This is a genomic window from Mycobacterium sp. NGS63 (genome assembly GCF_059812295.1).
In genome coordinates this window covers 31,702-43,979 of sequence record NZ_JCALCJ010000001.1, presented here as the reverse complement: position 1 = coordinate 43,979, position 12,278 = coordinate 31,702, and the positions used below count along the sequence as shown (strand labels likewise).

12 protein-coding genes are annotated in these 12,278 nt (G+C 70.4%); 7 read left to right on the top strand and 5 right to left on the bottom strand.

Annotation, left to right across the window (positions count from 1 at the left end; translation table 11 throughout):
• The first annotated feature begins 2 nt into the window (after nt 1-2).
• Both aftC and msrB read left to right on the top strand, forming a co-directional pair.
• Nucleotides 3-1,289 carry an arabinofuranan 3-O-arabinosyltransferase gene (aftC, locus tag AC5Y4Z_RS00250; protein WP_499960220.1) on the top strand — a complete coding sequence of 429 codons (1,287 nt, stop codon included), beginning with the start codon at nt 3-5 and terminating at the stop codon, nt 1,287-1,289.
• Entirely contained in the window at nt 1,286-1,693 is a 408-nt protein-coding gene (msrB, locus tag AC5Y4Z_RS00245) for a peptide-methionine (R)-S-oxide reductase MsrB (RefSeq protein WP_499960219.1), read from the top strand. The genes aftC and msrB overlap by 4 nt, the downstream gene beginning before the upstream one ends.
• 68 nt (nt 1,694-1,761) lie before the next feature.
• Here msrB and AC5Y4Z_RS00240 read toward each other — a convergent pair whose 3' ends face one another.
• From AC5Y4Z_RS00240 to hemE, 4 genes are read right to left on the bottom strand one after another with little or no spacing between them, the layout of a single operon-like run.
• Nucleotides 1,762-2,508 carry a class I SAM-dependent methyltransferase gene (locus tag AC5Y4Z_RS00240; protein ID WP_499960218.1) on the bottom strand — a complete coding sequence of 249 codons (747 nt, stop codon included), beginning with the start codon at nt 2,506-2,508 and terminating at the stop codon, nt 1,762-1,764.
• Nucleotides 2,505-3,200, bottom strand: coding sequence for a hydrogen peroxide-dependent heme synthase (gene hemQ / locus AC5Y4Z_RS00235; RefSeq protein WP_499960217.1), 696 nt, complete (start codon nt 3,198-3,200; stop codon nt 2,505-2,507). The genes AC5Y4Z_RS00240 and hemQ overlap by 4 nt, the downstream gene beginning before the upstream one ends.
• Nucleotides 3,201-3,204: 4 nt before the next feature.
• Entirely contained in the window at nt 3,205-4,548 is a 1,344-nt protein-coding gene (locus AC5Y4Z_RS00230) for a protoporphyrinogen oxidase (RefSeq protein ID WP_499960216.1), read from the bottom strand.
• Complete coding sequence (hemE, locus tag AC5Y4Z_RS00225; protein WP_499960215.1) at nt 4,545-5,618, bottom strand: uroporphyrinogen decarboxylase; 1,074 nt, start codon at nt 5,616-5,618, stop codon at nt 4,545-4,547. The genes AC5Y4Z_RS00230 and hemE overlap by 4 nt, the downstream gene beginning before the upstream one ends.
• Nucleotides 5,619-5,658: 40 nt before the next feature.
• Between hemE and AC5Y4Z_RS00220 the strand changes: the two genes are divergently transcribed.
• The 3 genes from AC5Y4Z_RS00220 (at nt 5,659) to AC5Y4Z_RS00210 (ending at nt 8,400) form a co-directional block, all read left to right on the top strand.
• Nucleotides 5,659-6,447: an enoyl-CoA hydratase/isomerase family protein gene (locus AC5Y4Z_RS00220; protein WP_499960898.1), complete on the top strand. Its 789-nt coding sequence runs from the start codon at nt 5,659-5,661 to the stop codon at nt 6,445-6,447.
• Between the two features lie 164 nt (nt 6,448-6,611).
• Nucleotides 6,612-7,148, top strand: coding sequence for a DUF3000 domain-containing protein (locus tag AC5Y4Z_RS00215; protein WP_499960897.1), 537 nt, complete (start codon nt 6,612-6,614; stop codon nt 7,146-7,148).
• A 1-nt stretch (nt 7,149) separates the two neighbouring features.
• The gene (locus AC5Y4Z_RS00210; RefSeq protein WP_499960214.1) at nt 7,150-8,400 is read left to right on the top strand and encodes an HRDC domain-containing protein; all 1,251 of its coding nucleotides are present in this window, start codon (nt 7,150-7,152) and stop codon (nt 8,398-8,400) included.
• Nucleotides 8,401-8,471: 71 nt separating this feature from the next.
• Here AC5Y4Z_RS00210 and dxs read toward each other — a convergent pair whose 3' ends face one another.
• Nucleotides 8,472-10,394 carry a 1-deoxy-D-xylulose-5-phosphate synthase gene (gene dxs, locus AC5Y4Z_RS00205; protein WP_499960213.1) on the bottom strand — a complete coding sequence of 641 codons (1,923 nt, stop codon included), beginning with the start codon at nt 10,392-10,394 and terminating at the stop codon, nt 8,472-8,474.
• A gap of 144 nt (nt 10,395-10,538) precedes the next feature.
• Between dxs and AC5Y4Z_RS00200 the strand changes: the two genes are divergently transcribed.
• Nucleotides 10,539-10,982, top strand: a complete 444-nt coding sequence (locus tag AC5Y4Z_RS00200) for a CBS domain-containing protein (protein ID WP_499960896.1) — start codon at nt 10,539-10,541, stop codon at nt 10,980-10,982.
• Nucleotides 10,983-10,993: 11 nt separating this feature from the next.
• Nucleotides 10,994-12,277: an ArsB/NhaD family transporter gene (locus tag AC5Y4Z_RS00195; RefSeq protein ID WP_499960212.1), complete on the top strand. Its 1,284-nt coding sequence runs from the start codon at nt 10,994-10,996 to the stop codon at nt 12,275-12,277.
• Nucleotide 12,278 lies beyond the last annotated feature (1 nt).

Below are 12,278 nucleotides of genomic sequence, written 5' to 3'. Positions count from 1 at the left end.
CGGTGTACGGTGCGCTGGTGACGGCAGCTGACTCGATCCTGGCCCCGTTTCGTCCCCGCACCGGTGCACCGACCGTCGCGACGATATTGCGGTCGGCGCTGTGGCCGGTGGCCATCCTGTCGGTGCTGCACCGCAGCATCGTGGTCACCACCAACGGCAACATCACCGACGACTTCAAGCCGGTGTACCGCGCGGTGCTCAACTTCCGGCACGGCTGGGACATCTACAACGAGCACTTCGACTACGTCGACCCGCACTACCTCTACCCGCCCGGCGGCACGCTGTTGATGGCGCCGTTCGGCTACCTGCCGTTCGCGCCGTCGCGGTATCTGTTCATCCTGATCAACACCGTGGCCATCCTGATCGCCTGGTATTTGTTGCTGCGGCTGTTCAACTACACGCTGTCCTCGGTGGCCGCGCCGGCCCTGCTGCTGGCGATGTTCTGCACCGAGACGGTGACCAACACGCTGGTGTTCACCAACATCAACGGCTGCGTGCTGCTGGCCGAGATGCTGTTCCTGCGATGGTTGCTCGACGGGCGGGTCAGCCGGCAATGGTGGGCCGGTATCGCCATCGGGCTGACGCTGGCGCTCAAACCGTTGCTCGGGCCGCTGCTGTTGCTGCCGCTGCTGAACCGCCAGTGGCGGGCGCTGGTGCCCGCTATCGCGGTGCCCGTCGTCATCAACCTGGCCGCGTGGCCGTTGGTCAGCGATCCGCAGGACTTCGTCACCAAAACGCTGCCCTACATCCTGGGCACCCGGGACTACTTCAACAGCTCGATCGAGGGCAACGGCGTGTATTTCGGCCTGCCCACCGGGCTGATCGTGTTCCTGCGAATTCTGTTCACGCTGATCGCGATCGGCGCGCTGCGGCTGCTGTACCGCTATTACCGCACCCGCGATCCGCTGTTCTGGTTCACCAACTCCGCGGGTGTGCTGCTGCTGTGGTCGTGGCTGGTGCTGTCGCTGGCGCAGGGCTACTACTCGATGATGCTGTTCCCGTTCTTGATGACGGTCGTGCTGCGCAACTCGCTGATCCGCAACTGGCCGGCGTGGCTGGCGGTGTACGGCTTCATGACGCTGGACCGCTGGCTGCTGTTCAACTGGATGCGCTACGGCCGCGCGCTGGAGTATCTGAAGATCACCTACGGCTGGTCGCTGCTGCTGATCGTGACGTTCACCGTGCTGTGGTTCCGGTACTCCGACGCCAAGGCTGAGGGCCGGCTGGACGAGGGGATCGATCCGGCGTGGCTGACGGTTCGAGGCGAGCGCGCTAGCGTGGACGCATGAGTAGCCCGAAGGTTCGGCTGACCGACGACGAGTGGCGCCAAAAACTCACCCCCGAAGAGTTCCAGGTGCTGCGCCAGGCCGGCACCGAGCGGCCGTTCACCGGCGAGTACACCGACACCAAAACCCAGGGCGTGTACCAGTGCCGGGCGTGTGGCGCCGAATTGTTCCGCAGCACCGAGAAATTCGAGTCGCACTGCGGCTGGCCGTCGTTTTTCGACCCGGTGAACTCCAGCGCGGTGTTCCTGCGCGCCGACTACTCGCTGGGGACGACGCGCACCGAGGTGCTGTGCGCGAACTGCCACAGCCACCTGGGCCACGTGTTCGACGGCGAGGGATATCCCACCCCGACGGACAAGCGCTACTGCATCAACTCGATCTGCCTGCGCCTGGTGCCGGGCTCCTAGCGTTGACTCTGCGGCTATGGCGCGAAAGTGCGAGAAGGCCGCGCCGTCAGCGCAGAGTCAACGGCTGATTAGACCCGCGTGGCGTGGACTTCCCAGAACGGGGCGTGCACCCGGCCGTTCACCAGCCACGGCTCCATCGCCCGGAACCGGTCCATCATCGACTGCATCTGGTCGGCCATGTCGGGGTTGCGGGCGGCCATCAGCTCGATCGTCTCGGTGCTCATGTTGACCAGATAGGTCGTCGGGCCGAGGTAGGTGATCTCCCACCCGCCCGCGGGCAGCACCTGGCTGAAGTCCTCCTCGGACAATGACCGCACCATTTTGAAGCCGTTGACGTCGTGCGCGCCGAACTCGAACATGTACAGCCGCGCCCCCGGCTTCGTCGCGCGGTGCAGCGCCTGCACATAGGTCTTCTGCAGGTCGGGGTCGGTGCTGAAGGTGTGGTAGAAGGCGCAGTCGACGACGGTGTCGAACCGGTCGTCGAACCCGTCGAGCTTCGTCGCGTCGGCCAGCTCAAAGTTCACCGACACCCCGGCGCGGCGCGCGTTCTCCCGCGCCCGCTCCAGCGCCGCCGCCGATCCGTCGATGCCGGTCGCCGAAAGACCTTGGGATGCATAGTAAATCGCGTGATGACCCGGTCCGGTGCCCGGGTCGAGCACCTCGCCCTTGATCGCGCCCAGCGCGACGAGCCGCTGCACGACGGGCTGCGGGCCGCCGATGTCCCACGGCGTGGCGGCGGGCAGTCCGTGCGACATCCGCTCGTCGCGGTACATCTCCTCGAAGCGGGTGGGATCGGACGGATCCGGCGCGGTCATGGCAGCGCACCCACCAGCTGCTCGACCCCCACGCGCGGGCCGGTGAAGAACGGAGTCTCGGCGCGGGTGTGGCGGCGGGCGTCGGTGGCGCGCAAATCCCGCATCAGGTCGACGATGCGGTCCAGCTCGGGGGCCTCGAACGCCAGGATCCACTCGTAGTCGCCCAGCGCGAACGCCGGCACGGTGTTGGCGCGCACGTCCTTGTAGCCGCGGGCGGCCATCCCGTGCTCGGACAGCATCCGGCGGCGTTCCTCGTCGGGCAGCAGGTACCACTCGTAGGACCGCACGAACGGATAGACGCAGACGTAGGCGCCCGGCTCCTCGCCGGCGATGAAGGCCGGAACGTGGCTCTTGTTGAACTCGGCCGGTCGGTGCAGCGCCACGCTGCTCCACACCGGCGCGCAGGCCCGGCCCAGCAGGGTGGCGCGGCGGAAGTCGGCGTAGGTCGCCTGCAGCGCCTCGACGCGTTCGGCGTGCGTCCAGATCATGAAGTCGGCGTCGGCGCGCAGGCCCGCGACGTCGTAGAGCCCCCGCACCACGACGCCGCGCTCCTCCTGCTGCTTGAAGAACGTCGCGGCGTCGTCGATGACGGCATCCCGCTGCTCACCGAGCTCGCCGGGCCGCACCGAGAACACCGAGAACATCAGGTAGCGAAGCTGCGAGTTCAGGGCGTCGTAATCGAGTTTTGCCATAGCCCTATCGTGCCATTTCCGCGTGCAGCGCCTCGATCGCGCGTCCGGCCGCCCCGATGCAGGCCGGCACGCCGATGCCGTCCAGGAAGCTGCCGGCCACGGCGAGCGTCGGGGGCAGGCCCGCGCGCACCTCGGCGACCACGTCCGCGTGCCCGGGCCCGTACTGCGGCATCGCGTCGACCCAGCGCTGCACGCGGGCGTCGACCGGGTCGACGGCGAGCCCGAACACATCGACGAGGTCGCTCAGCGCCCACCCCAGCAGCTCGTCGTCGGTGGCGCTCTTGGCCACCTGGTCACCGAACCGCCCGAACGACAGCCGCAAAAATTGCACGTCGCCCTCGATGCCCCACTTGCGTGACGACAGCGTAATCGCCTTGGCGCGCAACGGTTCACCGCTGGCCACCAGCACGCCGGAGCACTCGGGAAACGGCGTGTTGCCCGGCACCGCGAGCGCCACCACCACCGACGACGCGCTCTGGATCCGGAGGGCGGCCTCAGCGCTACGCGGCGCGACACCCTCGAGGAGCCGTGCCAGCCGCGGGGCCGGGACCGCCAGGACCACGGCATCGGCGTGCCAGCGGGCGCCGGTGTCGTCGTGCAGCTCCCAGCCCGGCTCGAGCCGCTGCACCGCCGCGCGCACCCAGCGCACCCGGGCGCGCTCGACGAGCTCGTCGAGCAGCGTCCGGTAGCCGCCGTCCAGCGCGCCGAACACCGGCGCGCCCGTGGCCGGCGGCAGCGCCTGCCGCACCGCGTCGGTCAGGCTGGCCGCGCCGCGATCCAGGGCGGCCGCGACGCCGGGGGCCGCCGCACGCAGGCCGATCGTCGCCGCCGAGCCCGCGTACACCCCGCTGAGCAGGGGGTCCACCGACCGGGCCACCACCTGCTCGCCGAACCGGTCGCCCACCAGCTCGGCCACGGCGGGGTCGACGCCGGGGCGCCAGCCCAGCGGGCGCGACGGCTCGGCCTCGATGCGCGCGAGCGTCGCCCCGTCGACCAGCCCCGCGACCGACGCCGCCGACGACGGGATCCCGGCGACGGTGCCGGCCGGCAGCGGGTGCAGCTCGCGCCCGCTGTAGATCAGGGGCCGGGCGCCGGTGGTGGACAGCTGCCGCCCGGACAGGCCCAGCTCGGCCAGCAGCGCCGGCATTTCGGGCCGGCGCAGCACGAACGCCTCGGCGCCCAGGTCCATCGGCCGCCCGGCGACCTCCTCGGTGCGCAGGACGCCGCCGAGCTCCCCGGGCTCGAACACCGTGATCGTCGCATCGGCGCCAAAGGCCATCCGCAGCCGGTAGGCCGCCGTCAGCCCCGAAATCCCGCCGCCGACAACGCAATACGAGCGCGAGCTCATAGCGAGTGGACCAGCGATACCAGCTCGGTCAGCAGGCCGGGGTCGGTCTCGGGCAGCACCCCGTGGCCGAGATTGAAGACGTGGCCGGCGGCACCGGCGTCGACGGCACGCCGCCCGTCGTCGATGACGGCCCGCGCGGCGCGTTCGGTCACCGGCCAGCCGGCCAGCAGCATCACCGGGTCGAGGTTGCCCTGCAGCGCGGTGCCGGGCTCGACGCGGGCGGCGGCGTCGACGAGCGAGGTGCGCCAGTCCACGCCCACGGCGGTGGCCAGCCCGGGCCTCATGCCGCACTTCAGCGCCCCCGACATGGCGCCCAGCAATTCGGCGGTCCCGACCCCGAAGTGCGTCATCGGCACGCCGTACTCGGACAGCGTGGCGAACACCCGCGAACTGTGCGGCAGCACGCTTTGGCGGTAGTCGGCCAGCGACAGCGTCCCCGCCCACGAGTCGAAGACCTGGATGGCGTCCACCCCCGCCTCGATCTGGGCGCGCAGGAACGCGATGGTGAGGTCGGTCAGCTTCTCCATCAACGCGTGCCAGCTGTGCGGTTCGGCCAGCATCATCGCCTTGGTGCGGGCGTGGTTGCGGCTGGGCCCGCCCTCGACGAGGTAGGACGCCAGCGTGAACGGCGCCCCGGCGAAGCCGATCAGCGGCACCTCGCCCAGCGCTCCCACGAGCAGCGACACCGCATCCGCGATCGGCTGAACCGCTTGCGGGTCAAGGGGTTTCATCGCGTCCACGTCGTCTTCGGTGCGCACCGGGTGGGCGATCACCGGCCCGACGTCGGGAACGATGTCCAGGTCGACGCCCGCGGCGCGCAGCGGCACCACGATGTCGGAGAACAGGATTGCCGCGTCGACGCCGTGGCGGCGGATCGGCTGCAGCGTGATCTCGCAGGCCACCTCGGGCTCGAAGCAGGCCTCGAGCATGCTGTGCCGCTCGCGCAGCGCCCGGTATTCGGGCAGCGAGCGACCGGCCTGCCGCATGAACCACACCGGGACCCGGCCGGGCTTGCGCCCGGCGACGGTGGCCAGATACGGCGACTCGGTAAGGTCGCGACGAGTACTCATCGAAGTCAATGCTGCCATGACGTCCAGGAGCGATCCGACCATGCCGAATTATGACGAGTTCCCCAGCCTCCGCTTCGAAGCCGGCCAGAACGGGGTGCTGACGCTGGTTCTCGACTCTCCCGGGCTGAATTCGGTGGGGCCGCAGATGCACCGCGACCTCGCCGACGTGTGGCCGGTGATCGACCGCGACCCGGCCGTGCGCGTCGTCCTGGTCCGCGGCGAGGGCAAGGCCTTCTCGTCCGGCGGCAGCTTCGACCTGATCGACGAGACCATCGGCGACTACGAGGGCCGGATTCGCATCATGCGCGAGGCCCGCGACCTGGTGCACAACATGATCAACTGCGACACGCCCGTCGTCTCGGCGATCCGCGGGCCGGCGGTGGGCGCGGGCCTGGTGGTGGCCCTGCTCGCCGACATCTCCGTCGCGGGCCGCACCGCCAAGCTCATCGACGGGCACACCAAGCTCGGGGTGGCCGCCGGCGACCACGCCGCGATCTGCTGGCCGCTGCTGGTCGGCATGGCCAAGGCCAAGTACTACCTGCTGACCTGCGAGACCCTGCTCGGGGAGGAGGCCGAGCGCATCGGGTTGGTGTCCACCTGCGTCGACGACGACGACGTGCTGCCGACGGCCACCCGCATCGCCGAGAACCTGGCGCAGGGCGCGCAGAACGCCATCCAGTGGACCAAGCGCAGCCTCAACCACTGGTACCGCATGATGGGGCCCACGTTCGAGACGTCGGTGGGCCTGGAATTCCTCAGTTTCAGCGGCCCCGACGTGCGGGAGGGGCTGGCCGCCCACCGCGAGAAGCGCCCCGCACGATTCGCTTGACCAGGCCTTATGCCCTCACTAGGGCGCCGCTAGGCCCCGGTAACGGCTTGGTCGCGACGGCCGCGAAATTCGGCGCGCCTGTTTCGGCGGGTCGGTCGATAGGTCTACCGTCGAACGCTGTGAGCTCGACTGAACCGGCCCCATTCCGCGAGGCGGTGGCGGCGATGAACGCCGTCTCCGTGCGGCCGGAGATCGAGCTGGGCCCGATCCGCCCGCCGCAGCGCCTGGCGCCCTTCAGCTACGCGCTGGGCGCCGAGGTCAAGCATCCCGACCTCGAGATCGTCCCGGAGCGCTCCGAGGGCGACGCGTTCGGCCGGCTGATCCTTTTGTACGACCCGGACGGCGCCGACGCCTGGGACGGCACCATCCGCCTGGTCGCCTACATCCAGGCCGACCTCGACCCCAGCGAGGCCGTCGACCCCCTGCTACCCGAGGTCGCGTGGAGCTGGCTGGTCGAGGCGCTGCAGGCCCGCCTCGAGCACACCACCGCCCTGGGCGGGACCGTCACCGCCACCACCTCGGTGCGCTACGGCGACATCTCCGGACCTCCCCGCGCCCACCAGCTGGAGCTGCGCGCGTCGTGGACGGCGACCACCCCCGACGTCGGGGCGCACGTGGAGGCGTTCTGCGAAGTGCTCGAGCACGCGGCGGGCCTGCCGCCGACCGGAGTCACCGACCTGAGCTCGCGGTCACGCGCCTGACATGGGCGAACCGGCAACCCCCGGCAACACCCCTGAGCCCACCCCGCTACCCCACCCGGCCGACGGCATCCCCGATCTCGCGGTGACGGTCCGCGACATCGAGGCGGCCGCGCGACTGCTGGACCGCGGGCGCGGGCCGTTCGCGGTAGACGCCGAGCGGGCCTCGGGTTTCCGCTACTCCAACCGGGCCTACCTGATCCAGATCCGGCGCGCGGGCGCCGGCACGGTGCTCGTCGACCCCGTCAGCCACGGCGCCGACCCGCTGACCGCGCTGCGGCCGGTCGCCGAGGTGTTGAGCACCGACGAGTGGATCCTGCACTCCGCCGACCAGGACCTGCCGTGCCTGGCCGAGGTCGGCATGCGGCCGCCGGCCCTCTACGACACCGAGCTCGCCGGGCGGCTCGCGGGGTTCGACCGGGTGAACCTGGCGACCATGGTCGAGCGGCTGCTGGGCTTCGGGCTGGCCAAGGGGCACGGCGCGGCCGACTGGTCCAAGCGCCCGCTGCCCACCGAGTGGCTCAACTACGCGGCCCTGGACGTGGAGTTGCTCATCGAGCTGCGGGCGGCGATCTCCGACGTTCTGGCCGAGCAGGGCAAAACCGATTGGGCCGCAGAGGAATTCGACTACCTGCGGGCCTTCAAGACGGGCGACGGCGACGGCGCGCCGGCCGCCCGGCGCGACCGCTGGCGCCGGACGTCGGGGATCCACCGGGTGCGCGACCGCCGCGGTTTGGCCGCGGTGCGCGAACTGTGGCTGGCGCGCGACCGCATCGCCCAGCGCCGCGACATCGCCCCGCGCCGGGTGTTGCCGGATTCGGCGATCATCGACGCCGCCGTCGCCGACCCCAAGACGGTCGAGGAGCTCGTCGCGCTGCCGGTGTTCGGCGGGCGCAACCAGCGGCGCAGCGCCGAGGTCTGGCTGGCCGCGCTCAAGGCCGCCCGGCAAAGCCAGGACCCGCCGGAGACCGCCGAGCCGCCGAACGGCCCGCCGCCACCGGCGCGGTGGGGCAGGCGCAAGCCCGAGGCCGCCGCAAGGCTGGAGGCCGCCCGCGCGGCGCTGGGCGAAGTCTCGGAGCGGGTGGGTGTCCCCACCGAAAACCTGATCTCGCCCGATCTGGTGCGACGGCTGTGCTGGGACTGGGAGCCCGCGCCCGACCCGTTGACGGCCATCGACGAGTTTCTGCGCGCCGGGCAGGCGCGGTCGTGGCAGCGCGAGCTCGTCGATCCCGCGCTGGCGCGGGCGCTGGGTTAGTCTGCGTTCACTCTGCGCTCACGGCGCGACGCTCTCGCACTTTTGCGCCGTAGACGCAGAGTCAATGCAAATTAGTCGAGGTGCTCCCGGATCTCGGCCTCGGTGGCGTCGGTGACCTTAGCGCCCAGCGCCGCGACCCAGCCGGTGATGCGGCGCGCGATGTCCTGGTCGGTCAGCCCCTGGTCGGCCAGCACCTCGCCGCGCGAGGCGTGCTCGTAGAACTGCTGCGGCAGCCCGACGTCGCGGCAGGGCGTGTCGATGTCCGCGCGGCGCAGCGCCGCCGACACCGCCGACCCCACGCCGCCGTTGACGCCGTTGTCCTCGCACGTGACGACCAGCTTGTGCTGCGCGGCCATCGCGACGACGCCGTCGGACACCGGCAGCACCCAACGCGGGTCGACGACCGTGACCCCGATCCCCTGGTTGTGCAGCCGCTTGGCCACCTCGAGCGCCATCGGCACGAACGCGCCGACGGCCACCAGCAGGACGTCGTGGTTGCACCCCGCGGCCGGCACCGCGAGCACGTCCACCCCGGAGCGGCGTTCCAGTGCCGGGATGTCTTCGCCCACATCGCCTTTGGGGAAGCGGATCGCCGTCGGGCCGTCGTCGATGTCGAGGGCCTCGCCGAGTTCCTCGCGCAGCCGGGTGGCGTCGCGCGGCGCGGCGACCCGGACGCCGGGCACGACGTTGAGGATCGACAGGTCCCACACCCCGTTGTGGCTGGCGCCGTCGGACCCGGTGACCCCCGCCCGGTCGAGCACCATCGTGACGGGCAGCCGGTGCAGCGCGACGTCCATCATGATCTGGTCGAACGCCCGGTTGAGGAACGTCGAATAGATGGCGACCACCGGGTGCATGCCGCCCATCGCCAGCCCGGCCGCCGACGTCATCGCGTGTTGCTCGGCGATGCCGACGTCGAACAGGCGGTCCGGGAACTGCTGCCCGAACGCCGTCAGCCCGGTGGGCCCGGGCATGGCCGCGGTGATGGCCACGACGTCGCGGCGCTTCCTGGCGTAGGCGATGAGCGCGTCGGAGAAGGTCGCCGTCCAGCTGGGGCCGGCGACCTTGGTGGCCAGCCCCGTGGCGGGGTCGATCACGCCGCAGGAATGCATCTGCTCGGCCTCGTCGTCCTCGGCCGGCCCGTAGCCCATGCCCTTGCGGGTCACGACGTGAACGATCACCGGCCGGCCGAAGCCGCGGGCGTGGCGCAGCGCCACCTCCACCGCGCGCTCGTCGTGGCCGTCGACCGGCCCGACGTACTTCAGGCCGAGGTCGGTGAACAGCAGCTGCGGGGACAGCGAGTCCTTGATGCCTGCCTTGACGCTGTGCATGAAGCGGTAGGCGAGCTGGCCGAACAGCGGCAGCGAGCGCACCATGTCGCGGCCGCGCTCCAGGGCCTGCTCGTAGGCCGGCTGCAGCCGCAGCGTGGCCAGGTGGTCGGCGACCCCGCCGATGGTGGGCGCGTAGCTGCGGCCGTTGTCGTTGACGACGATGATCACCGGCCGGCGCGAGGCGGCGATGTTGTTGAGCGCCTCCCAGCACATGCCGCCGGTCAGCGCGCCGTCGCCGACCACCGCGACAACGTGCCGGTTGCGGTGCCCGCTCAGCTCGAACGCCTTGGCCAGGCCGTCGGCGTACGACAGCGCCGCGCTGGCGTGGCTGGACTCGACCCAGTCGTGCTCGCTCTCGGCGCGCGACGGATACCCCGACAGGCCGCCCTTTTTGCGCAGGCTCTCGAAGTCGTGCGAGCGCCCGGTCAGCATCTTGTGCACGTAGGCCTGGTGGCCGGTGTCGAAGATGATCGGGTCGTGCGGGGAGTCGAACACCCGGTGCAGCGCCAGCGTCAGCTCGACGACACCCAGGTTGGGCCCCAAATGCCCCCCGGTGGCGGCGACCTTGTGGATCAGGAACTCGCGAATCTCGCCGGCCAGATCGCGGAGCTGCTGTTGGGACAGGTGCGCCAGATCAGCGGGCCCGCGGATCTGTTCGAGCATCCCGTCAGTCTACGCAGCGATCACCGCACCTTTGGTAGCGTCAATCCGCGGGTGAGCCGGGAAGCCTGGTCGGCAAGTCTTCTGCCGACCGAGGAGCACGCCATGAGCCCAGCCGCCGCGGCGCTTCGGACGTATCGTCACACCATGCGCGCCGAGCACATCGTCGAGGATTTTCCCGTCGTCGGCATCGACGCGGACGCACTGGACGCCGCCCGCATGCTCGCCGAGCACCGACTGCCCGGGCTTCTGGTCACCGACGCGTCGGGGCGTCCGTACGCGGTGCTGCCCGCCTCCCAGGTGGTGCGGTTCATCGTGCCCCGCTACGTGCAGGACGACCCGTCGCTGGCCGGTGTGCTCAACGAATCCGCGGCCGACCGCTGCGCCGAACGGCTGAGCGGCAAGACGGTGCGCGACGTGCTGCCCGATCACCTGGTCGACATCCCGCCGGCCAAGGCCGACGACACCATCATCGAGGTGGCCGCGCTCATGGCGCGGCTGCGCAGCCCGCTGGTCGCCGTCGTCAAGGACGGCGCATTGATCGGGGTGGTCACGGCATCCCGCGTCCTGGCGGCGGCGCTGAAGCCTTGATCTCGAATTCGATGGGCGTTATCGCGGTCGTCGTGTTCGTCGTCGCCTATGCGCTGATCGCCAGCGACCGCTTCAACAAGACCCTGGTGGCACTGGCCGGCGCCGGCATCGTGGTCATGCTCCCGATCATCACGTCCAACGACATCTTCTACTCACACGACACCGGAATCGACTGGGACGTCATCTTTTTGCTCGTCGGGATGATGATCATCGTCAGCGTGTTGCGCCAGACCGGGGTGTTCGAATACACCGCGATCTGGGCGGCCAAGCGCGCCAAGGGATCCCCGCTGCGCATCATGATCCTGCTGGCGCTGGTCACCGCGATCGCCTCGGCGCTGCTGGACAACGTCACCACGGTGTTGCTCATCGCCCCGGTGACGCTGCTGGTGTGCGAGCGCCTGGCGATCAACGCCGCACCGTTCCTGATGGCCGAGGCGTTCGCCTCCAACATCGGTGGCACGGCGACACTGGTCGGCGACCCGCCCAACATCATCATCGCCAGCAAGGCCGGCCTGAGCTTCAACGACTTCCTCATCCACCTGGCGCCGATCGTGGTCATCGTGATCGTCGTCCTGATCGCGTTGCTGCCCAGGCTGTTTCGCGGCGCGTTCGACGTCGACCCCGCGCGGGTGGCCGACGTGATGGGCCTCGAGGAGCGCGAGGCCATCCGCAATCCCCGCTTGCTCATCACGTGCGGCGTGGTGCTGGTGGCGGTGTTCGCGGCGTTCATCGGACACTCGGCGCTGCACATGGATCCCTCCGTGGTGGCGCTGTTGGGCGCCGGCATCCTGGTCGCGGTGTCCCGGCTGGAGCGCTCCGACTACCTGTCCAGCGTCGAGTGGGACACGCTGCTGTTCTTCGCGGGGCTGTTCATCATGGTCGGCGCCCTGGTGAAGACGGGCGTCGTCAAGCAGCTGGCCCATCTGGCGATCACCGCCACCGGCGGCAACACCATGGTCGCGACGATGGTGATCCTGGGCGTGTCGACCGTGGTCAGCGGCATCGTCGACAACGTCCCCTACGCCGCGACGATGGCGCCGATCGTCGCGGGCCTGGTGCCCGCGCTGCACGACCACACCGGCGCGGTGTGGTGGGCGCTGGCGCTGGGCACCGACTTCGGCGGCAACCTCACCGCCGTCGGCGCCAGCGCCAACATCGTCCTGCTCGGGATCGCCCGGCGCGCAGACAATCCCATCTCGTTTTGGGAGTTCACCCGCAAGGGCGCGGTGGTCACGGCGGTCTCGGTGGCCATCGCGGCCGGCTACCTGTGGCTGCGGTATTTCGCGCTGGCCTGAC

Excerpts from the sequence above, each read along its gene's own strand:
- AC5Y4Z_RS00240 (WP_499960218.1), bottom strand. The coding sequence starts at position 2,508 with ATGACCGCGCCGGATCCGTCCGATCCCACCCGCTTCGAGGAGATGTAC.
- hemE (WP_499960215.1), bottom strand. The coding sequence starts at position 5,618 with ATGAGTACTCGTCGCGACCTTACCGAGTCGCCGTATCTGGCCACCGTC.
- AC5Y4Z_RS00200 (WP_499960896.1), top strand. The coding sequence starts at position 10,539 with ATGCGCGCCGAGCACATCGTCGAGGATTTTCCCGTCGTCGGCATCGAC.
- AC5Y4Z_RS00210 (WP_499960214.1), top strand. The coding sequence starts at position 7,150 with ATGGGCGAACCGGCAACCCCCGGCAACACCCCTGAGCCCACCCCGCTA.
- AC5Y4Z_RS00230 (WP_499960216.1), bottom strand. The coding sequence starts at position 4,548 with ATGAGCTCGCGCTCGTATTGCGTTGTCGGCGGCGGGATTTCGGGGCTG.
- msrB (WP_499960219.1), top strand. The coding sequence starts at position 1,286 with ATGAGTAGCCCGAAGGTTCGGCTGACCGACGACGAGTGGCGCCAAAAA.
- hemQ (WP_499960217.1), bottom strand. The coding sequence starts at position 3,200 with ATGGCAAAACTCGATTACGACGCCCTGAACTCGCAGCTTCGCTACCTG.
- AC5Y4Z_RS00195 (WP_499960212.1), top strand. The coding sequence starts at position 10,994 with ATGGGCGTTATCGCGGTCGTCGTGTTCGTCGTCGCCTATGCGCTGATC.
- AC5Y4Z_RS00215 (WP_499960897.1), top strand. The coding sequence starts at position 6,612 with ATGAACGCCGTCTCCGTGCGGCCGGAGATCGAGCTGGGCCCGATCCGC.
- AC5Y4Z_RS00220 (WP_499960898.1), top strand. The coding sequence starts at position 5,659 with ATGCCGAATTATGACGAGTTCCCCAGCCTCCGCTTCGAAGCCGGCCAG.
- dxs (WP_499960213.1), bottom strand. The coding sequence starts at position 10,394 with ATGCTCGAACAGATCCGCGGGCCCGCTGATCTGGCGCACCTGTCCCAA.